Genomic DNA, 24,877 nt, shown 5'->3' with positions numbered 1-24,877 from the left:
TTTGTTATATTATAACATTTCAATTGTATTGCAATAAAAAACATTTTTAATCGGATGATTAGCTAGACTGTTTGCTTGGATGATGTGAGTAATTTTTGATTTCTAATGCCTTTTACAATCTCTCATGCCGTTATAGCGCCTCCTCTTTCAAAGCTTAGCCGAAACACTTTACCAGTTGCAGCTCTAGCAATTGGAAGTATGACACCCGATCTTTACCGCTTATTTACAGTTCACGCCAGCATATTGACACATCAATGGAAAGGCCTGATTTATCCCAACCTTACTTTAGGCCTCATTTTTTGTGCTATTTGGTACTTTCTATATCGACCTGTAATTTACCGTTTTTTCGGTATTCAGCATGATCTTGGCCTCAACTCTTTAAAACGTATTTTTTTATTTTTGGTTGGAACATTACTCGCACTTATTTTAGGAATTGCAACACATTTAATCTGGGATGGTCTAACACACTCAGACTTTCGGACTTTTATATTTAAAGATGTATTAGCGACCACAGTTCATCTTTTGGGACACCCTTATCCCTTACATCGTCTTTTACAGCTAGGCTCCTCTGCTCTTGCGCTACCTTTTATTGCTTGGATGTGTGTTCATTATTATCAGCGCTATAAACAACACTGGAAAGTAAACTATAAAATTAAAATTTTCGCATGGTGTCTGTTAATTCTATCTACAATGTTAGGTTTATTCTCTTTTTGGGATTATGCCCGCTACATTCCTCATGAAGTTTGGCATGTCGATACCTATTATTTCACTGGTCGTTCTATTAATGAATTTATGCAAGGCTGGCTAAGTAGCTTTAGCTTAGGATGCTTACTATTCTTGGTTTTAGATCGGCAAAAAAGAATGGGGTGAATACTTAAAGTTGCTGCCAAATTGCTCATTTTCAGCTTAATTTCTGCGGTTTTTTGATCTAGTTCTTGTGGCAAACCATCCAACAAGGCATAATCGAAAACTTACTTTTTTGACGGTGCGCGGTTTACGCATCCGTCCTTTCAGCCAATATAGTTTGGATAATCTTCATCATGATGCGAACTCATTACTGTGGCTCTTTAACTGAAGCCCAAATCGACCAGACCGTTACACTATGCGGTTGGGTACATCGTCGCCGTGACCATGGCGGTGTTATTTTCCTTGATATGCGTGACCGTGATGGTCTCGTTCAAGTGGTTATTGACCCAGATACTCCAGAAGCATTTGCAACAGCAGATAAAGCACGTTCTGAATATGTATTAAAAATTACAGGTCGTGTTCGTCGCCGTTATGAAGGTACTGAAAACCAAAATATGGTGAGTGGTCAAATCGAAGTTTTAGGCAAAGAAATCGAAGTTCTTGCTGCTTCTGAAACTCCGCCATTCCCGTTAAATGATGACACAATTAACGTGTCAGAAGAACACCGTTTAAAATATCGTTTCTTGGACATCCGTCGTCCAGAAATGTTAGATCGCTTACGTTTCCGTTCTAAAGTAACTAACTTGATCCGTAATTATTTAGACGATCACGGTTTTCTAGACGTTGAAACTCCGATTTTAACTCGTGCAACTCCTGAAGGCGCGCGTGACTATTTAGTACCAAGTCGTGTACAAAATGGTAGCTTCTACGCACTTCCCCAATCACCGCAATTGTTTAAACAATTATTGATGGTGGGTGGTATTGATCGTTACTACCAAATCGCGAAATGTTTCCGTGATGAAGACTTACGTGCTGACCGTCAGCCAGAATTCACTCAAATCGACATTGAAACATCGTTCTTAAACGACGATGAAATCATGGATTTGATGGAAGGCATGACTGTTAAATTATTTAACGACTTGCTTGGCGTAAAATTTGAAAAATTCCGCCGTATGCCATATAGCGAAGCAATGCGTGACTATGCATCTGACAAACCAGATTTGCGTATTCCGTTGAAACTCGTTGATGTTGCAGACTTAATGCAAGAAGTAGAGTTCAAAGTATTCGCTGGCCCTGCAAAAGATCCTAAAGGTCGTATTGTTGCTTTACGTGTTCCAGGTGCAGCATCATTGCCACGTAGTGCAATCGATGAATACACCAAATTCGTTGGCATCTATGGTGCTAAAGGTTTAGCGTACATTAAAGTTAATGAACTCGCTAAAGGAATTGAAGGTCTTCAATCTCCAATCGTGAAATTCATTGAACCGATTGTACTTGAGCTGCTGGAACGTGTTGGCGCGCAAGATGGCGATATCGTATTCTTCGGTGCTGATAAAGCTAAAGTTGTAAATGACGCAATGGGTGCGCTTCGTGTCAAGATTGGTCACGACTTGAACCTTTCAACTTGTGAGTGGGCTCCACTTTGGGTTGTTGACTTCCCAATGTTTGAAGAAACTGACGATGGTAAATGGACTTCTGTTCACCACCCATTCACGCTACCTAAATCTAGCGTAGAAGACGTGAAGAGCAATCCAGGTGAAGCACTTTCTGTTGCTTACGACATGGTATTGAATGGTACTGAAGTTGGCGGTGGTTCACTTCGTATTTACACATTAGAAATGCAAAAAGCGATTTTTGAAGCGCTTGGTATTTCTGATGAAGAAGCAGAAGAGAAATTCAGCTTCTTACTTAACGCGCTTCGTTATGGTGCTCCTCCTCACGGTGGTTTGGCATTTGGTCTTGACCGTTTAGTTATGCTTATGACTGGCGCGACTTCAATTCGTGACGTTATTGCGTTCCCGAAAACTAAGACTGCTGAATGTCCACTTACTCAAGCACCTGCTCCTGTTGAAGCAAACCAGCTTCGTGACTTGGGCATCCGCTTACGTGAAAAGCCAAAAGCTGAAGAATCTAAATAATTTTTTAGATTTTTCAAATTAAAAACCCTGCTTATGCAGGGTTTTTTATTAAACAATATCAAACAAACATTCAGTTTTCATAAGCTATGCTTTGCGAAAAAGCAGGTCAGTGGCATAATAAGCTGCTTTCAATTAAGAGGTCAGCTATATGGCTATGCGCCCTGATGTACGTCGACATGCTTTAGTCGTGATTGTATTCTCCCTCGCACAATGGTTTTTCATGCGCTATATTCTTGCAAATGAATTATTTAACATGACTACAAATCAACGTATTTTATTTTTCTGTGTAAGTAGCTTGGTTGGTGCATTGCTCATTTTTGTTGCATTGATTTATATGGTACTTAAAGGCAATGCGGATAAATAATCCGCTTTTCCCATAAATAATTATACTTATAACTATAGCACTAGAGCATTCAGTAACATTTCGTCGCTATATTTCCTAAGATATAATCGTCCACTTCGAGCAATATCCAAGAGAATTTGCTCAGAAATATCTTCTTCTTTAATGATTGTGCTCTCAATTTTGTCACCACCTTCTAAAGTGGTAAAGAAATCTTCAAATTTGAAATTATCTCCATCCAAACATTTGTTAGAAATTTTAAGCCATACCCAAGGCACCCCATAAGCCTCGGCAATAATTAAGCCATGCAAGGAAGTAGAGATACAAATACTTGCATTAACAATATCATCAATCACTCTCAGCAATGGTTTTCTTACATCAATAATGTTTAAACATTCAGAATCCTCTAAATGCTTAAAATCATCAAAATGGGAAAAGTGAGGACAGACAGCTACCTTCCTCGTCACTAGACTAGCCATTTGAGGAGAATAGAATCTAGGCATCAATAATGCGGGATCGCCATATATTTTAGGAACTTTTAAATCAGTTTTCGTCGAGAGTTCATATTCCGTTTTTTCTCCTCGAACAGCATAGATTTCCTTCAAATACTTATTTAATTTTCTTGCTCTTTTTCTATGTAATGGCTGTATTAAACCACTTCCCCAGATTTTTGCTTCCGGAAAATCGCTCCCAATATGTTCTATCACTGAACCTACAGAAAATAACGTATTAGGATGCAAGTTGCCTTTGACATTGATTATGGGCCTATTTGATATTTGCCCTAATAAAAATGGGCCAATCCAATCACCGAAATTTGGAATATCATCCCACCAATACGTAAATATAGGATCTTTCCTGATTAAATTTTTTTCTGAGTCAAAATCATAATATTGATAGTCTTGAACCAATGGCTTTCTAAAAAACATATTATTCCTTGAAGTATGTATTATTTAATACTTTAGCCATATTCTTTCTCAAACCATGACCATATTTACTTTTTGCTAGGTCTACAGTTCTAGCTCTTTCACTTTCTAATCGGCTTAATATTGGATCTTTTTCTCCAACTTCAATCACGGGATGATCAACAATGAATGACATTAAAATATGAACTGTTGAATCAAAATCAAATAAATAGCTCCAATCATCTGCTTTTCTTATTTTATGATGATATTTAAGTAAAGTTTCTGCCATTTTTCTGTCAACAATGTACGCATAAGCATAACAAGCACGATGAAAGAAATCTGGAACCACTTCTAATACTTTTTTATTCAAAAAATTATAGTGTTTAAATTTACCTCTTGTTTTTAAGCATTCCTTCATTTGAATGCCACCCAAACTAAATAGTAAATTCGATGGCAAAGTTACTTTTTCTAATTCTTGATTTAACTTATCGACAGTTAAATCATCAGGCAATATTGCATCATCTTCAAAAATCAATGCATATTTATCTTCTGATTCAAGAAAAAGCTCTAAAACCTTTAAATGAGATAAACTACATCCTAACTCACTCGGCGTTAAAGGTTGGGAGCGGCCTTTAACGGCCATTTCAAAATATTGTTTTACGGATAAATCTACGCCTTTAATGCCTACTTTTGTATAGTCAACTTTACTAGTCTTAAAAAATTTTTGGCCGAGGAAATTACTTAAACGAGTTGATTTTTCATCTTCGATAGTTACAACATAAATCTTCATTAAGCTCTTCCCCTTTTAAACAGCTAGTATCATATCTAATATAAAATAGAGTTAATATATCTTTTTCATTTTCCTGTATTATCATGATTCGTTCAATCCAAAAAAAATGGTACAAGTACCAACAAGCAAAAAAAGCAAAAACTTTTGATTCCCATTGGTATATGCGTTTTGGCTGGTTAGAGCAACCTTTTACTACACTTGAGCAATTAGATTCACTCTTTGAGATCCATTCTCCTAGAAAGTTTACATTTGCAGATAGCTTTTATGCTCATGAAAATGGGCGTCATTTCATTTTTTTTGAAGAAGTCGATGACCAGCATCCAGTAGGCTTTCTTTCGGTTTTAGAGGTCTTTAAAGACGGCACTTACACACCACCTGAAACCATTTTAAAACTCGATTACCACCTCTCATATCCTTGCGTATTTAAAATAGATAATACTTGGTATATGGTCCCAGAAACTTCTGCCCACAAGACCATCGAACTTTGGAAATGTACTGAGTTTCCGCTGAAATGGGAAAAGCATTCTAACCTTATTGAAAATATTGAAGCAGTCGACAGCACCCCTTTTTATCATGAGGGCTTATGGTATCTTTTCACTTCAACGCGTCGTGATTGTAAGAAGTTTGGTGATCGTTTAGACCTGTTCTTTACCGAAGATATTTTAAATTCTAACTGGCAAGAGCACCCAATGAATCCAGTGTGCCGAGGCAATCAGCAGTTCCGTATGGCGGGTAAACCTTTTATTTATAAAGGGCAACTGGTTCGGCCAAGCCAAGATTCTTTAAAACGTTATGGCGGCAATATCGAATTAAAGGCAATTACTCAGCTTAGCCCGACAGCTTATGAAGAAAAATTACTAGAAGTAGTTTTACCAGACTGGAATCAAGCAGATGACGGTTGCCATACCATTAATGTTGAAGATAACTTCGTAGTACTTGATGCCATCCGCCTTACGCCAAAAAATAATTAAGTCTTCAGCAAACCTTTATAAATATTAAGCGTCTGCTCAGCCATGGCTGGTACAGTCAGTTCAGCCTTGGCTTTTGCATATAAAGGGCCAAAGTCGTTTTGAGCCTCGGGTTGCAGTGCATGTTGAATTGCTTTTGCTAGACCTTGTGCATCTCCAATTTGTGCCAGATATTGTTCCGGCAACCACTCAATCACACCGTTCACTTTGGTTGAAGCCATTGCTTTATCAGCCTGTAAAGCTTCGACCATAACAAGTGGGAAACCTTCACGATCTGATGATAAAACCACGATATCAGCCAGTTGTATCAGATCTCGAGCATCTCTTCTAAACCCAAGAAAAGCGACCCGATCTTGCATGTTTAATTCACTGACTTGTTTTTCCAAACTTGCTCGAAGTGAACCATCACCAATAATCCATAAATTGGCATCAATCTGTTGCATCGACTCAATCAATAAACTGATATTTTTTACTGGTTCTAAACGCCCAATACACATAACAACTTTTTTGTTAGGGTCTAGCTCAGCAAAATCTTTTTGAATCGATTGAAGTAACTTTTCTTTATTTTCCGCAGTAAGTGCGGGTTGAGGATATACACCGTTATAAACCACGTGTGCTTTAGACTCAGGAATACCTTGCGTGAGTGCTTGGCTCACAGCAATAACCGCATCACCTGCCAAATAAGCGGATTTATTCTTTTTAGTACCATGTACCGTCGTTACAAATTTCGGGCCAGATAAAAATGGCTTAATACGGGCAATCAATTCAGCCGCTTTTCCTGCTTGTGCATGAACAATAGCGGGTTGGATTTGCTGAATGAGATTTTTAAGTTGCCAGAGTAAAAAAATATTCCAACGGCTACGTGCAAAATCAACCGCATGAAAATTTACTTGTTGGCTAAATTTGTCTAGATAGCAAGGATGTGCAATCACATGTACTTCATGATTTAAAGCAAGCTCATTAACAAGGTTAAAAGTGTGCTGCTCTAAACCACCAATTCCACCACTCGTTGCCAATACCTGAACAATTTTCATAGCTTGCCTACTTATTTTTTATCTTTATTCATTGTCTGTTCAAATAGTTTGGCTTCTTTTAAAAAAGCATAAAACGCGTTAATCATACTATTTACGAAACCACGCCAACCATTTAAGAAACTACGGCGAATAAAATAAGACTTTATAAAAGTCATCGGCATCACCAAAACCAATTTAGCAATACTTGGAGACTTTCCTTTTTGGTATTTCTCTAATGCTTTTAAATTGGAATATTGGTTATTTTTTTCGACTTTAACGAAAATACTCGACTCACCATAATGATAAATGTCGTGTTGGGCACGCTGAGATTCACCGTCTACAATCACATTTTCATGAACTTTATTAGCAAGATCATAATGCCCTTTAGACTTGCGAAAAAAACGTACCTTCGCATGCTTTTTAGTATGTTTGCTGTTGGGAACACCTAAAAACACATCATTAATCGGTGTAATTAAAGCATCAAGCTTGTTTTGCTGAATGGTCTCAACAATTTCTTGTTTTAACTCGTTAGATAAGACTTCATCACCATCTAGGTTGAGCACCCAATCATTTCGGCATTTTGCTAAAGCTAAACTTTTTTGCCCAGCGTAACCTTGCCAGTCTTGATGAGAAATTTGCGTATTTTCAAAACGCTGAGCAATTTCATAAGTATTATCAGTACTGCCAGAGTCTAAGATAATAATTTCATCAAATTCACTAACACTTTGCAAAGTTCGCTCTAACCAAGCACCACAATTTAAAGTGACAATATAGACACTACATGGAATTTTATTCATAACTTATAACGTCCTTTAGCAAGGGCGATACGCATCTGTAAAGCATTCATGGCGCCATGCGTGCTAACACGTGGAATATTAAATCGGTTATCTGCTTCATACGCTTCGATTTTTTTACGAGTCGATACTGCGTTTTTAAAGCCAATCTCTTGAGCCATTTTCTGGTGCTTTTCATTAAATCGACCAAATGGATAAGCAAAACTCGGACATTTGCCAACTAATGCTTCAACGTCGCGTTTAGACTGAAGCATCTCATTGTAAGCAGTTTGATCATCAAGCTTAAGTAAGTTCACATGATGTTGCGTGTGCGCACCAAATTCAATCAAACCAGAATTCGCCATTTCATGGATTTGCTCATGAGTTAGCTTTTCAATTCCTTCAATTTGCGTTGCCAAATAAATGGTTGCCTTTGCATTATATTTTTTAAGTAATGCATAGGCATAAAGATAATTATCCATAAATCCATCATCAAAACTTAAAGCAACCACATTCTTTTGATTACGATATTGCTCAAGCTCTGAAACAAAGCAAAAAGTAGTCCCCTTACGCGTCAACAACGTTAAGAGTTGTTCAAACTTTTCAGGAGGCATATTCATGCCAGAGGCCGTATCTTTAGGAGTGACCTGATGTAGCATCACAATGCGAGGTAGTTTGCTCGAACGAAACGGAAGCCAGAATGTATAATTACCCAGCACATATAACAGTGCAGCAAGTACTAATAGGCCCACCGCAACGTACAAAAACCACATCATGCATAAACCTCATGTGACCATTCATAATCTTCTGAAAGGGGCTGCTTAAATGTCACCTCAACCATAAACTGGGTGATGCGTTTAGCATTGAAAGACCTACGTGTTTTCTCCCAACCCTCTTTCGCTATTTTTTCAGCCTGATCTGGGTTTTGATCAAAGAATTGGATCTTCTTGGCCAAGTCAAACTGATCATCAAAGTAAACAACTTCTTGCTCAGTATAGAGCTTCTCAAAACCCGGAATTCTTGGGCTAAAAGTGAGTAAACCATTACCAGTCAGCTGTACAATACGGTCAGAACTATACAAGGTTACATCATTACGACGTGAGTAATTAAGTCCCATTTTTGTTTCAGACAGAACTTTATAATAAGCCTTACCATAAACACCAGGTTGTTCAAAACAACCATAATATTGATAGTTCACATGGCCTTGTTGTAAAGCATCTGCCAAGTCCTTTAAGAAATTCTCACGCTCAGGTTCTTTATAAACCACGCCACAGAAAATAAAAGTCTTGTCTGTGTTAGCGTTTGAAAATTGCTGTAGTGTTTCTACATTGCGGTGGCCGACATTTGGCAAATAAGCCACACTTAAATGGGGTTGTTTTAACTTTTGTAGATATTCCCCGCCTGTTGTACAGAAAATAGCATCTAAATATGGCGAGAATGCTTTGACAAAGTCGAGTTTATTTTCAAGATAAAGCGGGTCAACATACCAAAATGCAATTTTAGTATTTGGATAAGATTCTTTAATTTGTCTTAGAACATCTGGACTCATTAAGTCACTATGTCCAATCAGTACTAAGTCCGGCTCAATATTATTAACGACTTTTAGGACTTCTTTATTAGCCCAATTGGCACCCAGCTTTTTTGTTTTAAAAATGGTGCCCATTCGAGCCATATCACGAAAACTAAAATCATAAACGAAATGGCCATTTTCAATTAATCCGGCAGAAATTTTACGGTCTGTGCAGTAAAAATGGGCGCCTTGTTTATTAAAGCCAAAATTTGCAATATGCAATATTTTCATTCATTTACTCAAAATAAAAAATTTAGTTTTTTGATAAAAGATATGTTGCCACACGGTCTGCTTCTTTAAAAGCATAAGGTTGTGGTAACTGTACAATACAAGTCTGCTGTGAAATCAATTGTGATTCTAACATTTGATCAACTGAGTGCGTAATCCGGTCGTCTTTCAAACGGTCCATTGCCATCACCCCGACTCGACAACCCGCGGTAAGCGCTTCAAAAACCATAGAAACGCTATCTTCTGTTACCCATACAGCTTCTGCTTTTTGCATCTCTTCAAAAATCCAGCCTTGAGGTGTTTGCTCAACTGGAAATATGTGTAAATGCTGGGCAAAACTTTGTTGCCTTAAGATATCGACAAACTCTGCAGGCGTTCGACGTGAAGTCGTCAGAATAATTTCAGCGTCTGGATTATTCTCAACAATTTTTTGAACACTGCTTAATACTTTATTTTGGTTCCATTGATGTCGTTTAGATGAACCACCTAAAGCGACTAAAACTCTCGCGATTTGATGGCGATTTTCATTACGGATAGGATTTAATGCACCACGCGTGACAATCACATGGTTATCGGCATGAATACCATCATGTTCTGGAATAACAGTATAATCAAAGCAACCAATAGGTAAACTCGGCTTCATTAAAATAATAGTTTTGGCCTTTTTGAAAACTCTACCGAGCAACCAAACACGAAAATGTGTGTGGCTTCCCACTCCAAATACAAAGTCAGGCACTTGTTTAAATAAGGATTTTTTTGAAGAGAAAAGTGCCTGAATTAAAGAAATAATAGGTAAATCAGAAATTAGGACCTCTTCAAAAGTTGTTTCTGGCTGTTGTCTTTGCATTGCCTGAAACAAGCCTAATGCTTGTGAGCGGTGTCCTGCCTTACCATCAGACACATAGACAATATGCATAGAAGCTCCCTAAGCCAAAAAATAAAAAAGGCGAAACCGAAGTTCGCCTTTTTATGTTAACGGATTAACTTATTTTACGTAAGTTAACCAGTGTTCATATTTCGGATTTCTACCTTGAACCGCATCAAAGTAAGTTTTTTGGATTTCAGTGGTAATTGGGCCACGAGTACCCGAACCGATTGGACGGTCATCGTATTCACGAATTGGTGTTACTTCAGCAGCAGTACCTGTGAAGAATGCTTCGTCTGCAATATAGAACTCGTCACGTGTAATACGGCGCTCAACAACTTGGTAACCAAGATCTCTTGCGATTGTCATCACAGTTTGGCGTGTAATACCATCAAGTGCACCACCAGCGATATCTGGAGTGTGTAAAACGCCATCTTTAATCAAGAATACGTTTTCACCTGAACCTTGGCATACATAACCTTGTGGATCCATGAGCATTGCTTCATCGTAACCAGAATGTGCAACTTCTTGATGAGCAAGAATTGACAACGTGTAGTTACCAGATGCTTTTGCTTTACACATCGTCACGTTTGGATGATGGTGAGTAAATGATGAAGTTTTAACGCGAATACCATTCGCCATCGCTTCATCACCAAGATATGCACCCCACGCCCACGCAGCAACAGCGGCATGAATTGTGTTATTTGTTGCTGCAATACCTAGTTTCTCTGAACCGATCCAGATTAATGGACGTAAATAGCAAGAAGCTAATTTATTTTCACGAACAACATCGATTTGTGCTTGTTCAAGCGTTGCTTGATCATACGGCACTTTCATTTGATAAATTTTTGCTGAATTTAACAAACGTTTTGTGTGGTCTTGAAGACGGAAAATCGCTGTACCTTTAGGAGTTTCATAAGCACGAACACCCTCAAATACGCCCATACTGTAGTGTAAAGTATGGGTTAAAACGTGAATCTTTGCATCACGCCAATCAATTAATTTTCCATCTTGCCAAATAAAACCATCACGATCAGCCAAATTCATGGAACACTCCAAATTGTTATAAAATCATTCACTATCCAACTCAACCGAGGCGGTTGGGTCTATTAATCTTTGCCATAAATTGCAAACGACCGCACGGGTACTACGCCAGTCCGCTGCGCTGACTTGCATGGATTGATTTGCAAGGGCTAAGCGGTGGCTTTCGGCACGTTCACTAAGATAGGCTCGAATTAATGCTGTGGCATCTTCACTGGATAAGCAGTCTGCTTTAGCAGCATCTTCTAATATTCTTACATTATCAGAATAATGGGCGAGATCGGGTTTCGTCCCGCTCCATGCAAGTACAGCATACTGTGCCATAAATTCGATATCGACGATACCACCTGCGTCCTGTTTTAAATGAAAAATACCATGTTTTTTTTGTTCAGAAGACGAACCTAGGTGGTCTTTCATTTTCTGACGCATTTTCAACACTTCTTCACGAACATAAGCCTCATCTCTAGATTGAGTCAATATCTCGCGTCGAAATATTTCAAATTTCTGGCAAAGCACCTCATCACCAGCAATAGAGCGGGCACGTACTAATGCCTGATGTTCCCAAAGCCATGCACTTTTCAACTGATAGTGTTCATAGGCTTTCAGACTTGTTACCAATAAACCTGCTTCGCCTGAAGGTCTTAAGCGTGTATCAATTTCATAGACACGACCATCTAGCGTTTGCGTAGTCATGAGTGACATAAACTTTTGAGCAACACGCATAGCAAATTCAAAACCACTAATTGATTTAGTTCCATCCGTATCAGCTTGTTCATCTAGGTAGTGAATAAAGACAAGGTCTAAGTCAGAACCATAGCCCAGCTCAATACCACCCACTTTGCCATAACCAATGACAGCAAAAGCTTTGTAGTCGAGTGAGCAGCGTTTCCCATCAACATCTTTTGGGTAACCATGACGCTTTGCTACAGTCTGATAAGCTAAATGAAGTGTTGCATTAACACTCACTTCAGCAATATCGGTTAATGCATCCGACACCTTCATAAGAGGACTTTCAGCTAACACATCACTGGCCGCAACAGTGAGTACATTGCTCTTTTTAAACAGGCGAAGTGCTCGCATTTGGTCTTCGACCTGATCAATCTCAATACGAAGCAACTGCTGACGTAATGAGTCTTCTAAGTCCTTACGTTTTGGTAACTCAAAATCCATCGATAAGAACTCATCTAGTAATACTGGATACTGAGTCAGTTCTTCACAAATCCACGGGCTCACCGTCGCCATTTTCACTAAGCGTTGCAATGCCCCCTTACTTTCAATCAACATCACTAAATACACGGTTCGACGCATGACTGATTCAATCAGTGGCATTAAGCGCAACAGTGCAGTTTGTGGTTGTTCAGACTGCAAGATCGCTTCAATTAAATGAGGCCAAAACGTTTTTAAACGCTGCACAGCATTTGAAGGAAGTTTTTTAAGTGCATGACCATGCCAAAACTCATGAATCAGATTTTTCGCATTGTCGTCCAGTACTTCATCTAACTGCTGCTCTAGCTGCCCAAAATTTTCAGTTGCTGCATTAGAACTGGTATCTTCAATAAGCTGCTTAAATTGAACTTTTACCTTTTGACGTTTCTCATTAAGAACATCAAGAAACTCATTCCAGCTCGTAAAACCTAAGGTATCTATAATGCGTTGTCTTAAATCCAATTCTTCTGGTAATAATTGGGTTTGTTGGTCATTGAGGGCTTGAATCGCGTGTTCAACACGGCGTAAAAATAGGTAAGCATCTTCAAGTTCTAATACAGCTTGTTTTTCTAATAAGCCAGCTTCACCAATGTGCTCAAGACTAACTAAACATTGACGGTCTTGTAACTCACGTTTAGAACCGCCGTAAATCAGCTGGAAGACCTGAACAATAAATTCAATTTCGCGAATACCACCCGCCCCGAGTTTAATATCATCCTCAATATGACGACGTAACACTTCACGCTCAATCATCGCTTTCATGTCACGCATGGCAGCAAAAGCGGTATAATCGACATAGCGTCGGAATACAAAAGGACGTGTCATTTCCAATAAGTCTTGTCCTTCTTTTCCCCCAGTGACAACGCGCGCTTTAATCCATGCATAACGTTCCCACTCACGGCCATGTTGACTTAAATATTTTTCTAAAGCTGCATGACTAATCGCTAATGCCGAGCCATCCCCCCAAGGACGTAAGCGCATATCAACTCGAAATACAAAACCATCGGCAGTAATGTGTTCAAGCAAATAAATGAGTTTTTGTCCCCACAAAATACAGAACTGCTGTACATCAATACATTTGCGACCGTTGGTTTCACCTTGCTCATCAAAGGCAAAAATTAAGTCGATATCACTTGATAAGTTAAGCTCTTGAGCACCAAGCTTACCCATGGCAACAACAATCAAATCTTGAACTTTGCCAGAGTAACTCACAGGTTCACCATGTTTCGCTACAAGTGCTACACGCGCAAAATCTTTTGCTGCACAAATGCTGGCATCGGCAAAATCAGAAAGTTCACGAGTGAGTGTGACAACATCGGTCAGTTGATTGGCATCCTGCCAAATCCAGCGGAACATTAAACGGCTACGTAAAATGCGCATTCCGCGCATCCAAAGCGTTTCATCACCAATCCCATCTAGGGTGGTCTGTACAAACTGGTAAATCTGTTCGGTCGAGAGCGGTGCAGTAAATTGATCTATTTGATAATCTTGTTCTAAAACAGCTTGATGCAAACCTAAAACTTGTTCTGCGTATTGACTGGCACGCAATGTTTTTTGTAACTGCTCCGCATTCATATAAAAAGCTCTTTTCCTCGTACTCTGTTTTAGTTATAGCAGTTCGAGTAGTGGAAGGAAAAGGGATTAGACTAATTTTGCTTCTGATGAAGAATGATGTTCGGTATGTACTTCATGACTTTCTTGAGCTGAAGGTAATAGAACTTTAAATGTCGTTCCTACCCCTTCTTTAGAATCAACAGTAATTTGCCCCTGATTAATCTCGACAAAACGCTTGCAAAGACTCAAACCTAAACCAGCACCTTTTTCCCCTGCAGTGCCTTTAAAGCTAGCAGTAATACGTGGATGGAATAAATTTGCCATTTGTTGCTCGGTCATACCCAAACCTGTATCTCGAACAGTAATTTCTACATTTGCATCCGCTTGTTGAGCTTCAATAAAGACTTTGCCTGATCCATCAACGTCGGTAAATTTCAGCGCATTTGACACCAAGTTTTGAATCACGGAAGTCATCATATTGATATCGGCGTAGATGTTTAAATCATCTGGAACACCATTAACTAGTTCAATATTTTTCTTTAAAGCTAAAGTGTGTAGTACATCGCAAACGATATTGCTGACTTGTCTAAGTTTAAAGTTAATCGGGTGATAAACAAAACGCCCACCCTCTGCCATCGCCCATGTCAGTAAGCTTTCAAGTAAGTTATAGGTCGATTGCGAGGTGTCGTATAAATAATCTGCAATGTTTTGAATACTAGACTCATCTAAAGTTTCACGCTCTTTGGCGAGTACTTCAGAAAACCCGAGCAAGCCATGAAACGGCGCTCGTAAATCATGCGAAATAATCGAGAAGAATTTCGTCTTACTCGAATTAATCGCAACTTGTTGTTCATAGAGTTCGTTTAACTCTTCATAGTTAAACTTCAACTCGACTTGCTGCATAAAAGTAGAACAATAATCGAGCAGTAATTGAATATCGTCATCTTCAAATGTTGCCGCATCGTCATCAAAAAAGACAGCAAAGCCCATCGAGGTTTTATCAGGGTGTAAAAGATGCACGGCTAATGCCCTGCTGCACTCGATGTTTAGTTCTTTTAAATAGTTGGTTAAGTTTTGATAAGAGGGATGTGAGTGATTAATGATCTGTTGTTTAGCAAAGCACTGTTTTAAATGTTTCGAAGGCTTAAACGAGATTGCCGTCATACCCTCAGGGCAACGATGCCAAAAGTAAGGTTCCTGATTAAAAGTCAATAAGGCTTTTTTACAATTCAAAAGACGAAGACTAAACCGGAAAAATTGCTCGATGTAGTTCTGCTCGGCATTTAATCCAAGCAACAGAGATATCCTACAAGCACTTAACTGCTCAACCTGATTTAGTTCTAAACGTTGGAATGTCATTGCCCGCCTCACAGATTATGTCGTTTTTGGTCGGAACCGCTCTCAAGAAATGTACTTATAATCATTATGATCTACTACAAACTTTAACACAGTACATTAAAAGAGCAACGTTCTTTTCAAAATAGAAATGTGAAGTTTCAATTAAAGGTTTTCAGATACATAAAGTGGGTATGCTTGAGGAAAATACAACAAATGTTTGAAGGTAAAGAGTTGTAAGATGTTAGAAATGCGAGTTCAAAATCATAACAAAAAAGAGAAAACCCATCTTTAAATTTTCTAATAATTACACATTAAACACTTTAGCTGCCTTTCCCTTACCGAATGTGAAGAATGTGGAAATGATATTCCCGTTGAGCGTCAGCGCTATGGCTCTGTAACCCTTTGTGTGGAATGTAAAAATACACAAGAAAACTTTCAAAAAGGTACTTTTAAATGACAAATTTCCTAATCTTTTTCATCGTTATTCTTGTTTTAGCCCTCATTATTTTTTGGATGATCCTGAATTATCAATTCACTCGATACATCCGTGAAATGAAGGCTTTTTATAAGGAAGAATATCTCCAAAACAAAAGTCAACTCAAGTTAAATCAGCAAATCCATACGGGAGTAATAAATGCAGCTATACCCGATCTTAATCGGCATGATCATGGGCATTATTTTAAGTAGCTCTATGTTCTTATATCTTGTCGCATAACGCCAAGCCCCTTCAATGGGGCTTTATTAATAAGCTATGGATTTAAATCTTGGTCACCAAATTTAACCATCTTTTTAAGTGCAGTAATTGAAGTAAACTTTATTCCAAACCAAGCAGCAACAAACATAATAAGTAGCATAATCGGTACAATAATTAATAACCTATCAATCGTTATCCAACTTATTACATAACTTTCAAGCCATTGAGCAAGAATAAGGAGTAAACCAAGAATTACATAAACCATTAAACACCATTTATTCCTTTTTTTTATCTGTTCAAGTGTATACTTTGTTCTAAGTTCAACTTTATTATTTTCTACTTCTACAACTTTTAAAAATGGCCATGCACTATCAACCGCCTTGGCACTCTCCTCAATATTTAAAGCTTCATACTTCATGAAAAAGAAAATAATTTTATATTTATATCTGGTACTTATCAGATGTTCATTAACAGCTGCTTGCAATAAATAAGGTGGTAAATTAGGATTTTCATATTGCTCATCGAACAATTTTTTTAAATTTTCTAGTCCAGTTTTAATTAAACCAAATTTTTTCTTTTTATAACCATAGCGAAAATTGAAAAAAAATACATATTTGCATCCAAATGCAAATACCGCAGCAACCCCTCCTAAACTTAATATCTTAATGATTAACTCAGTCATGGTTGCTCTCCAATACCTTCACAAAATCATCTTCAGTCAATATTTTCACTTTTCCACCTTCATTCTGCCACTTCAGAGCCTGTTCAAACTTACGCCCATAGCTCATGTGTGCCCAATGAGGATTACCTTTATTACAAATCACTAAATAATCAACCTTCTTAGTGAGACTATCTGTAAAAGTACCGCCCTTAGCCTCAATAACTTCCTTCCATTCAGCCTTGGTATATCGTTCAGATGCGCCGGTTAAGCAAAAAGTAAAACCACTAATAACAAAATCACCGTGGTAAAAATCAGGATTGATATTTTCTGAAGTTGAGGTTACCGCTTGCTTAGGCAAACAATAATTCTCACGGTCTACGTATTTACTAATTGTTTGAATTAATGTCTGTATTACGGCAGGGTTAACTTGATTTAATTGTCTTACAGAAACAAGTAATTGATAAACTTCCTTAAATAAATGGTCTTGTTCCAGATGTTTATGGCCATCTAGCCAAATTCGTAATGCAACAACCTCGCGGTCATTGATTGTCCCATCACATAACAATCCAGCAAGAACACCATGTAATCTTTGAGTATCAGCAGTCCCAGCAGTAAAATAAGTAGATCTCTTGAATCCTGTTAATACTTGATTCAATTCATCTCGATTTTCTATTAAGAATTTTGGATCAGCATTTGCCTTGATCAATAATTGATACAAAACATCAAAATTAGTTAAATTGCAGACTTCTGGATAACACTCTATCCACTCGATTAAGGCATTAATCTCAATTTCATTAATTTGGTCATCAATAAAAATACCTTCAAAAAAGCCTAGAATAATATTATTAAGTTTTATATTTGAATGCTGTATCCGAAATGGCTCTACATTATTGATAATAGGCTTTTGTAGTTGAACAGGTTGAACAGGTTGAACAGGTTGAACAGGTTGAACAGGTTGAACAGGTTGAACAGGTTGAACAGGTTGATTGTTTATCACCTCTTCTTTTTTTCTAACCAAATCTATTTTATTTTTTCCAAAATAAATCAAAAAGATAATAGTACCAACGATACTAAGTAGAAATAGAATAATATCTATATTAGATGGTTGAGTAGTTCCATCGCCAGGAATAAAAATAGCTAGTAATACAAATAAAATAAAAATTGCTAAAATATGATGCAGAAATATTTGAAATCTTGGAAAAGGTGTTTTTTCTTTCACTAGAAAATAGCTAGTAGGTCTGATGATATACCAGAGTATTGTCCAGCATAAAACGCACAAAATACCCATTAAAACATATGGAATATAAAGCATTTTCACCTACCCTTATTTAAAAATTTCTTATCAAATTCAAATTGCTTACATAGTATCCAAGATACTATTAATAATCTATTTTTTTCTTAATTCTTAAGACCTTATAGCGACAACTTTAGTCTAATTACTTCCCGTCTTTTTAAGTACTTCCATAGCGGCTTTCACCATTTCAGTAGTGTTTTTCATTTGATCTTGCAAAATATTACTTGTTTCATCATTACTTTTATTATCAATCTCACGCCCAAAATATTTCGTAGCTAGTTCCTTTCTGAGATCTGCTACTAAAGGATCTTCATTCGATAAATTCGCTACATAACTTGGAAATGCTTCTAACTCTAGTTTAGTCTGCTTACATTGGTCAGCTATTTTTTGATATTTAACAGACTGTTTTAAAAAGTAAGTGATTAAGGTAATTGAAGTTAAGACTAAACTACCCTTAAAAAAATAATAGTCATAACCACTTAATCCAAAATAAGCTTTTGTAACAAGACAAAACCAAATTGATGCTAGTGATAAGAAAATGATAACAATAAAAAGTGCTTTATTGAGTTCTGATTTATTTTCATTTTCTTCAGCAGCTAATGCATAATAATCATGAATTTTAATATTCTTAGTTTGCTCAACAATGACTTTAACTTCTTCAATTCTATTTATCAGTTCAACCTCCCTATTTTTTAGAGCGGCAACCGTACGGCTCATATCTTCCTTATAAGCTAAAAATTCTTCTCGCTGTATATCACCACTTACAACAACCTGAACTACATTTAATTGATAAACAATATCTCTAAGAAAATTTAGATAATCCCGCCAACTATCAATATTATTAACTAATTTTATATTCTGAAATACTAGTCTGACACATTCGCTTCTTACCAATTTACTTTCACTTTTTAAGCTTTTTATTGAAGCTTCAAGTGTAGAAAAACCTAACCGCATATCTTTAAATAATTTATTAAAATCATCAATACTATCTGTAGGAATTGAAAACTCATCTTTTTTATTTATTATTCTTGAAATTGTTTATTATTCTTGATTTTAGTCGCTTAATACCACTTAAAGTTCTATTAGCTCCATCTTCAGATGAAGTAATAGCTGTGATTTTGTTTTTATCTTCCTCTAAATCTATGGTTTCTATATCCCTCATTTCCCACCCCTAAAATTATTATAAAGTCTTGACGCGCAATAGTATCTAAGCTTTTCCAAACTTTCTACAATAAAAATTACCCAACAAAAAACCCCTAAGCCGTTAGCTTAGGGGTTTTCGTAGAATCTTGCGATTCTGAATCTGGTCCCGAGGGTCGGACTCGAACCGACACGTCATCTCTGACAGCGGATTTTGAGTCCGCCGCGTCTACCAATTTCACCACCTCGGGAGAGGAAGTATGTTTGTGTTGCGTATATTAGCGCGTTTGTAAAACTTGTCAAACCCTAAGTGAATATTATCGTTCACTTTTAGATCATTTAAACATTTTTCATGATTTAGGTCAGAAGCACAGCCATAAAAAAGCGAAAAAGTTTATACTAGGCCCAATTTTTGTGGTGTTTTTTCTCAAATATGCAACTGTCTGACTTTTCCTTTGAATTACCTGATGAACTCATTGCCCGTTACCCTCTCGAATCACGTAGTGCTTCGCGGTTGTTGCACCTAGACTCAAAGGGTCAATATCATGATCACATGTTCACAGACATTATCGATCTGTTCGAAGAAGGTGATTTGTTGGTGCTTAATGACACCAAGGTCATGAAAGCTCGACTTAAAGGAAAACGCTCTACAGGCGGTGCTATTGAGATTTTGGTTGAGCGTATGCTGAACCATACAACAGCATATTGCCATATCAAATCTAGTAACTCACCTAAAGCAGGTGCTGAACTTTTTGTTGGTGCAGATAATATTCCTGTAATTGTACGTGGCCGTCACGAAAATTTATTTGTGGTTGAGTTTTCACAGCTGATCTTGCCTGTTCTTGAGCAATATGGTCAGTTGCCTATTCCGCCTTACTTTAACCGTGAAGCAGAAGAAATTGACACTGAACGCTATCAAACGGTTTTTCATAATCCTGAAAAAATTGCCAGTGTTGCCGCTCCTACTGCGAGCTTGCACTTTGACGAAGAGTTACTAGCAAAGTTAGAGCAAAAAAATATTCAAAAATCTTTTGTGACTTTACACGTCGGTGCTGGCACATTTATGCCTGTTCGTACTGATGACATTACCAATCATGTCATGCACAGTGAATGGTGTGATGTTCCTCAAGAAACTATTGATTTAATTTTGGCGACTAAAGCACGCGGCAATAAAGTGATTGCCATTGGTACAACCGCGACACGTGCTTTAGAAAGTGCAGCTCAAGCTCATGGCGGTAAAATTGCAGCTTGGACTGGCGACACGCAAATCTTTATCTATCCAGGTTATGAGTTCTGCATCGTGGACCGTTTAATTACTAACTTCCATTTACCAGAGTCTACCCTGCTCATGCTGGTATCAGCACTTTCAAATCGAGACAACATTTTGGCTGCCTATGAACATGCAGTTAAAAGCCGCTATCGTTTCTTTAGCTATGGCGATGCAATGCTAATTGATAAGTTAGAAGTTTAAAAATTAAAGCTGGGTTAAATTTTATAAGCTCATTTAAATTTTAATCCAGCTGACCCAACTACAATTTCGACTAATAATAAAATTTATGAAACTGCTTTTTCAAAAAATTCAAAGTGCTTTTGACAATCAAAATACACATAACAAAACTACTTTAAAAAATATTGAGGCATTAAGAAATTTACTTAATCAGCAATTACCTCCCGAAATACTTATTCATTCATTAAAAAATTGGACAGGCACCCAACAACTTGATATTCGAAATTATATTTTTTGGAATGCTACAATTTTCGCCTTAGTTTGTATGGCCTTAGGCTTTTTGATTTCGATTTACTTCTTCCCTTTTGCCATTCTTGCGATTTTTTATGGTTTTTACCATAGAGCATCGACGGCCAAACTGATTTGCCTACTTCAAGATATCCAAATTTATTATTATGAACATAAATATAATTTCAAATTTGCAACTGAAGATAACCTAACAAAAGAAGGAACATCCGCTTCAGACTTTCCTTTGTTTAAGTTAGGCAATCAACAAAATTCAGTTTTAACTGCAATACACGGCAAGTGGCAAGTAAGAGAAACAATTCATCCCTATAAAATCTTTAGATACCATTATATCAATCGAGAGATGGCCTATAATTCAAAAGGTAAATGGGAACTAAAAGATGTTAGCTATAATTTATACGGCGTCATTTTAGAGAATTTTCCAGTTCGCGGAGTCAGTATTTCAAGTCAACAGAAAAAGGCTTGTCGCTTAGGTGTAGCTTGGGAATCAAGTGATATCCGTTTTAATCAAAAATATCAACAGAGCGGAATTAATGAGTTGGATTTAGTAAAGTTTCTAAGCCCTGACCGTTTGTTATTATTAGAAAAAATGTTGGAAGATTTTCCTGGGGATTTCTATGTACACCCTGAAACATCTGCATTATGTTGGCTCTGTAATGTAAATCTTTTACGCCAGCAAAGTTTATATGGCGCTAGTGTACGCGAGCTTGCCGAATTTCTTACAACACTTTCAATGCCAGAGTTTGAGCAATTTGCAAACACATTGCAGCATTTCATTAATGAAACTCAAATGCCGAAATCATAAAAGTAATTATTTATAACTTATTTCTATTTATCTCTTTCAATTTAAAAGATAATCTAAAAATAGCACTTTATGATAATGAACTCATTACTTCGATGCCAATTGATACCTTACAAGAAGCTCTGCATATAAGACGTAAGAAAAACACACAGGTTTTTCGCAATATTGCTCGACTTTGGGATGCTGGACAAAAGTCACAAACAGATCAAGAGCTCTTAAATGCGTTACATCCATGGCGTGAAGATCAGAACCTTCGCTTTGTTAATGTATTGCCGTATTTGTTAAGTATTTGCAGTATTACGACTTTATTATTTGGATACTTTTTTCATCCTCATATTCAATATATTTTGAGTCTCTTATGGGCATTTTTAACTGGTTTTCTGGCCTATTTGCTCTATGAACCGCAAAAACCTATAAGCGAAGTCATTCACTATTTAGAACAACGTATGACCGCTTTACGTTATGGATTAAGGTTTCAACAGTTACCGGCCTATCTTCCTATTCAATCTCAACCAATTTTAGTCTTAAGCAAATTAAAGCAACACTTTCCACTGTTTAATCGGGGTAATGAATCTAACGAAATTACTCAGTTTGCTTCGACTACGTGGGATGATGGTATTACGGAACATCAAGTTCTGCTGTTCAAATATCACTATGTAAATAATTTCCCCATTCTTCAAAATCAGGATAGTGACAAAAAAATAGTTAAAGAGATCCATAGAGATCTATGGGGCGCTTTTATATTTGAAATGCCTGCATTGGGTATTGCTGTAAGTAACCAACGTTCTCGCTTTTTTGCACCTTACTTAACTGAATGGGAAAGCACTGACGTCCTGATTAACCAAAAGCTCAATATTTTTGGTACTGCCCAACACCAATTAGCTAAAGAAGTTAGCCCAAGCATAACTTTAAAACTTCATGATTTTTTTCAACACTTTAAAGGTGATTTAATTTATCATCATGAAGAGCAAATTTTGTGTTATCTCGGTGAACAAGATCTTTTTCAGACCACCAGCAAGCAAAGTGAAATTCATGATGTTTCAACATTACGTGGACACTTGCGTACCATGACTATGCCGCAATATGAAAAATTTCAGCAATTAATGATTAATTTAATTAAATAAATCTCTCGTAGCGCTGAACTGGCAACTTATCAAAAAATAAGAAGTTAAAAGGCTCAATGAGAGAATAAAAATAAGAGGAGTGAAAATGACAGGTTTATTTATTTTCTTGGGGATATTCGTCGTACTGATTGTCTGGGGCGTTCACATCCGTAACACCATCGTACGTTACTTTAATGCGACTAAAAGAGCTTGGGCTGAAGTTGCCAATTTCGAGCGTCAAAAAGTAAAGACCTTGGAATCTCTCGAATCAACGCTCAATCAATATACTCAGTTTGAAAAATCGACATTGGAAAAAGTCACTGAATTACGTCAGCAAATTCTTAATTTAAATGTGAATAACACTGATATTTCTCAGCTACAACAGATCGAGAAAATGAGCCAAGAACTTATTCGAAGCTTAAACGTTGTTGTTGAAAATTATCCAGAGCTTAAAGCTGATTCACTCTATAGCAAAATGATGGATGACATTCAGGAACAGAATGAAAATGTTGGTGCAGCAATTAGCATTTTTAACCGCAATGTCGAGCTGTTCAACAACCAGATTGAAGTATTCCCTAATAATCTCATTAACACGTTAACTTTATCCAAGAAAGCGATTCGCCCTTTTAGAGATAATCTTGTTAATGAAAATTTTGACTATAAACCTAATTTTTAATAGGAAGAAAATACTCTCTAAACTATCGGAAATTTATCTATTTTATAACCAGCTACATTTAGTAGTAGAACTACGTCGCAGAATCAAGGAAAATAGCCCTCTTTTTAGCAGCGAACTGTTTCTTCGCCTCTGCTCGTGTTCAGGATTTTTAGATGAAGTTTGAAAAATTAGGTCAGTCGGGGCGCGCCCGTCGTGGTCGTTTAACTTTAGAACATGGTGTTGTTGAAACACCTGTTTTTATGCCAGTGGGGACTTACGGCACAGTCAAAGGCATGTTACCTCGTGACATCGAAGACATTCAGGCACAAATTATTTTAGGAAATACGTTCCATCTATATTTGCGCCCGGGTCTTGAAGTGATTAAAGAACACGGTGGTTTGCATGACTTTATTAAATGGAATAAGCCAATTTTGACTGACTCTGGCGGTTTCCAAGTTTTTAGTCTTGGCGCAATGCGCAAAATCAAAGAGGAAGGTGTTACTTTCCGCTCACCGATTGATGGTTCAAAAGTATTTTTATCACCTGAAATTTCTATGGAAATTCAACAGGTCTTGAACTCTGACATCGTTATGATTTTTGATGAGTGTACGCCTTACCCTGCAACACATGAAGAAGCTCAAAAATCATTGCAGCTTTCTTTACGCTGGGCAAAACGTTGTAAAACTCATCATCATGATGAGCTCAAAAATCACAATGCGTTATTTGGCATTATTCAAGGTGGCATGTATGAAGACTTACGCGATGAGTCTTTAAATGGCCTTTTAGAAATCGGCTTTGACGGTTATGCAATTGGCGGTTTATCTGTAGGTGAACCTAAAGAAGAGATGATCAAAGTTTTAGATTATCTGCCAAATAAAATGCCACATGACAAACCGCGTTATTTGATGGGCGTTGGTAAACCAGAAGATATCGTTGAAGCGGTACGCCGCGGTGTCGATATGTTTGACTGTGTAATGCCGACTCGTAATGCGCGAAACGGTCATTATTTTGTCACTGATGGTCTGGTACGTATTCGTAATAGCAAATATCGCCATGACCAGAGCCCGCTCGATCCACATTGCGATTGCTACACTTGTAAGAACTTTACCCGTGCCTATCTATTCCATCTTGAAAAATGTGGAGAAATGTTGGCATCTATGCTCGGTACTATTCATAACTTACGTTATTACCAACGTTTGACTGAAGGTATGCGTGATGCATTAGACAATGGCACATTTGATGAATTTGTTCAGGACTTTTATGCCCGTCGTGGTTTAGAAGTTCCACTATGTCCTGTTGATGAATAAGCCAGATTTGCGCTCAACCTCAAGACAAGGTAAATTGCAAAACGAACTAGGATTA

Annotated in this window: 23 protein-coding genes, 1 tRNA gene and 1 pseudogene; 10 read left to right on the top strand and 15 right to left on the bottom strand. The window is 37.3% G+C overall.

Annotation, left to right across the window (positions count from 1 at the left end; all coding sequences use genetic code 11):
* The first annotated feature begins 105 nt into the window (after positions 1-105).
* The 3 genes from MKX14_RS13635 (at position 106) to MKX14_RS13625 (ending at position 3,189) form a co-directional block, all read left to right on the top strand.
* A complete protein-coding gene (locus MKX14_RS13635) occupies positions 106-870 on the top strand; it encodes a DUF4184 family protein (protein ID WP_240282712.1) in 765 nt (254 codons plus the stop codon).
* Between the two features lie 170 nt (positions 871-1,040).
* A complete protein-coding gene (gene aspS / locus MKX14_RS13630) occupies positions 1,041-2,825 on the top strand; it encodes an aspartate--tRNA ligase (protein WP_005064200.1) in 1,785 nt (594 codons plus the stop codon).
* Positions 2,826-2,973: 148 nt separating this feature from the next.
* Entirely contained in the window at positions 2,974-3,189 is a 216-nt protein-coding gene (locus MKX14_RS13625; RefSeq protein ID WP_016653560.1) for a hypothetical protein, read from the top strand.
* Between the two features lie 32 nt (positions 3,190-3,221).
* Here MKX14_RS13625 and MKX14_RS13620 read toward each other — a convergent pair whose 3' ends face one another.
* Positions 3,222-4,091 (bottom strand): polysaccharide pyruvyl transferase family protein, encoded by an 870-nt coding sequence (locus MKX14_RS13620; RefSeq protein ID WP_108009026.1) that lies wholly within the window; start codon positions 4,089-4,091, stop codon positions 3,222-3,224.
* A gap of 1 nt (position 4,092) precedes the next feature.
* Positions 4,093-4,857 (bottom strand): glycosyltransferase family 25 protein, encoded by a 765-nt coding sequence (locus MKX14_RS13615; protein WP_108009024.1) that lies wholly within the window; start codon positions 4,855-4,857, stop codon positions 4,093-4,095.
* A gap of 80 nt (positions 4,858-4,937) precedes the next feature.
* Here MKX14_RS13615 and ghy point away from each other — a divergent pair, with 80 nt between their 5' ends.
* A complete protein-coding gene (ghy, locus tag MKX14_RS13610; RefSeq protein WP_108009022.1) occupies positions 4,938-5,828 on the top strand; it encodes a glycosyl hydrolase Ghy in 891 nt (296 codons plus the stop codon).
* Here ghy and lpsE read toward each other — a convergent pair.
* The 8 genes from lpsE to bvgS form a co-directional block, all read right to left on the bottom strand.
* Positions 5,825-6,859, bottom strand: a complete 1,035-nt coding sequence (gene lpsE / locus MKX14_RS13605; protein WP_240282711.1) for a glycosyltransferase — start codon at positions 6,857-6,859, stop codon at positions 5,825-5,827. The two genes, ghy and lpsE, sit on opposite strands and share 4 nt — an antisense overlap.
* Positions 6,860-6,870: 11 nt before the next feature.
* Positions 6,871-7,635: a glycosyltransferase family 2 protein gene (gene lpsC, locus MKX14_RS13600; protein ID WP_240282710.1), complete on the bottom strand. Its 765-nt coding sequence runs from the start codon at positions 7,633-7,635 to the stop codon at positions 6,871-6,873.
* The gene (icaB, locus tag MKX14_RS13595; protein WP_240282709.1) at positions 7,632-8,387 is read right to left on the bottom strand and encodes a polysaccharide deacetylase family protein; all 756 of its coding nucleotides are present in this window, start codon (positions 8,385-8,387) and stop codon (positions 7,632-7,634) included. The genes lpsC and icaB overlap by 4 nt, the downstream gene beginning before the upstream one ends.
* Entirely contained in the window at positions 8,384-9,412 is a 1,029-nt protein-coding gene (locus tag MKX14_RS13590) for a glycosyltransferase (RefSeq protein WP_240282708.1), read from the bottom strand. Before MKX14_RS13590 ends, icaB begins: the two co-directional genes overlap by 4 nt.
* A 22-nt stretch (positions 9,413-9,434) precedes the next feature.
* Positions 9,435-10,325, bottom strand: coding sequence for a mitochondrial fission ELM1 family protein (locus MKX14_RS13585; RefSeq protein ID WP_240282707.1), 891 nt, complete (start codon positions 10,323-10,325; stop codon positions 9,435-9,437).
* A 69-nt stretch (positions 10,326-10,394) separates the two neighbouring features.
* Positions 10,395-11,321: a branched-chain amino acid transaminase gene (ilvE, locus tag MKX14_RS13580; protein WP_017385645.1), complete on the bottom strand. Its 927-nt coding sequence runs from the start codon at positions 11,319-11,321 to the stop codon at positions 10,395-10,397.
* Between the two features lie 24 nt (positions 11,322-11,345).
* Positions 11,346-14,096, bottom strand: a complete 2,751-nt coding sequence (gene glnE, locus MKX14_RS13575; RefSeq protein WP_130625691.1) for a bifunctional [glutamate--ammonia ligase]-adenylyl-L-tyrosine phosphorylase/[glutamate--ammonia-ligase] adenylyltransferase — start codon at positions 14,094-14,096, stop codon at positions 11,346-11,348.
* 66 nt (positions 14,097-14,162) lie between these two features.
* The gene (bvgS, locus tag MKX14_RS13570) at positions 14,163-15,434 is read right to left on the bottom strand and encodes a sensor histidine kinase (protein WP_240282706.1); all 1,272 of its coding nucleotides are present in this window, start codon (positions 15,432-15,434) and stop codon (positions 14,163-14,165) included.
* 292 nt (positions 15,435-15,726) lie between these two features.
* Here bvgS and MKX14_RS13565 point away from each other — a divergent pair.
* Positions 15,727-15,870 (top strand): annotated as a pseudogene (locus tag MKX14_RS13565) (TraR/DksA C4-type zinc finger protein); the annotation flags it as partial.
* Between the two features lie 292 nt (positions 15,871-16,162).
* On the opposite strand, the gene MKX14_RS13560 reads toward MKX14_RS13565, so the two are convergent.
* From MKX14_RS13560 to MKX14_RS13540, 5 genes are all read right to left on the bottom strand, one after another.
* Positions 16,163-16,789, bottom strand: coding sequence for a hypothetical protein (locus MKX14_RS13560; protein WP_240282705.1), 627 nt, complete (start codon positions 16,787-16,789; stop codon positions 16,163-16,165).
* Positions 16,782-17,987 carry a BRCT domain-containing protein gene (locus MKX14_RS13555; protein ID WP_240282704.1) on the bottom strand — a complete coding sequence of 402 codons (1,206 nt, stop codon included), beginning with the start codon at positions 17,985-17,987 and terminating at the stop codon, positions 16,782-16,784. The genes MKX14_RS13560 and MKX14_RS13555 overlap by 8 nt, the downstream gene beginning before the upstream one ends.
* 213 nt (positions 17,988-18,200) lie before the next feature.
* On the bottom strand, positions 18,201-19,016 hold the full coding sequence (locus MKX14_RS13550; protein WP_240282703.1) for a hypothetical protein: 816 nt from the start codon (positions 19,014-19,016) through the stop codon (positions 18,201-18,203).
* A 61-nt stretch (positions 19,017-19,077) separates the two neighbouring features.
* Positions 19,078-19,224, bottom strand: a complete 147-nt coding sequence (locus MKX14_RS13545) for a hypothetical protein (RefSeq protein WP_240282702.1) — start codon at positions 19,222-19,224, stop codon at positions 19,078-19,080.
* A 142-nt stretch (positions 19,225-19,366) separates the two neighbouring features.
* Positions 19,367-19,453: transfer RNA gene (locus tag MKX14_RS13540), tRNA-Leu, on the bottom strand.
* A 182-nt stretch (positions 19,454-19,635) separates the two neighbouring features.
* Here MKX14_RS13540 and queA point away from each other — a divergent pair.
* From queA to tgt, 5 genes are all read left to right on the top strand, one after another.
* Positions 19,636-20,673: a tRNA preQ1(34) S-adenosylmethionine ribosyltransferase-isomerase QueA gene (gene queA, locus MKX14_RS13535; protein WP_240282701.1), complete on the top strand. Its 1,038-nt coding sequence runs from the start codon at positions 19,636-19,638 to the stop codon at positions 20,671-20,673.
* Between the two features lie 85 nt (positions 20,674-20,758).
* The gene (locus MKX14_RS13530; RefSeq protein WP_240282700.1) at positions 20,759-21,760 is read left to right on the top strand and encodes a hypothetical protein; all 1,002 of its coding nucleotides are present in this window, start codon (positions 20,759-20,761) and stop codon (positions 21,758-21,760) included.
* 92 nt (positions 21,761-21,852) lie between these two features.
* Positions 21,853-22,881, top strand: a complete 1,029-nt coding sequence (locus tag MKX14_RS13525; protein WP_240282699.1) for a hypothetical protein — start codon at positions 21,853-21,855, stop codon at positions 22,879-22,881.
* Positions 22,882-22,966: 85 nt separating this feature from the next.
* Positions 22,967-23,536, top strand: a complete 570-nt coding sequence (locus tag MKX14_RS13520) for a LemA family protein (RefSeq protein WP_240282698.1) — start codon at positions 22,967-22,969, stop codon at positions 23,534-23,536.
* A gap of 152 nt (positions 23,537-23,688) precedes the next feature.
* Positions 23,689-24,822 (top strand): tRNA guanosine(34) transglycosylase Tgt, encoded by a 1,134-nt coding sequence (gene tgt / locus MKX14_RS13515; protein ID WP_240282697.1) that lies wholly within the window; start codon positions 23,689-23,691, stop codon positions 24,820-24,822.
* Positions 24,823-24,877: the final 55 nt, after the last annotated feature.

The organism is Acinetobacter pittii (genome assembly GCF_022449185.1).
Lineage (GTDB): Bacteria > Pseudomonadota > Gammaproteobacteria > Pseudomonadales > Moraxellaceae > Acinetobacter > Acinetobacter pittii_I.
This window is presented reverse-complemented; position numbering and strand designations above follow the sequence as displayed.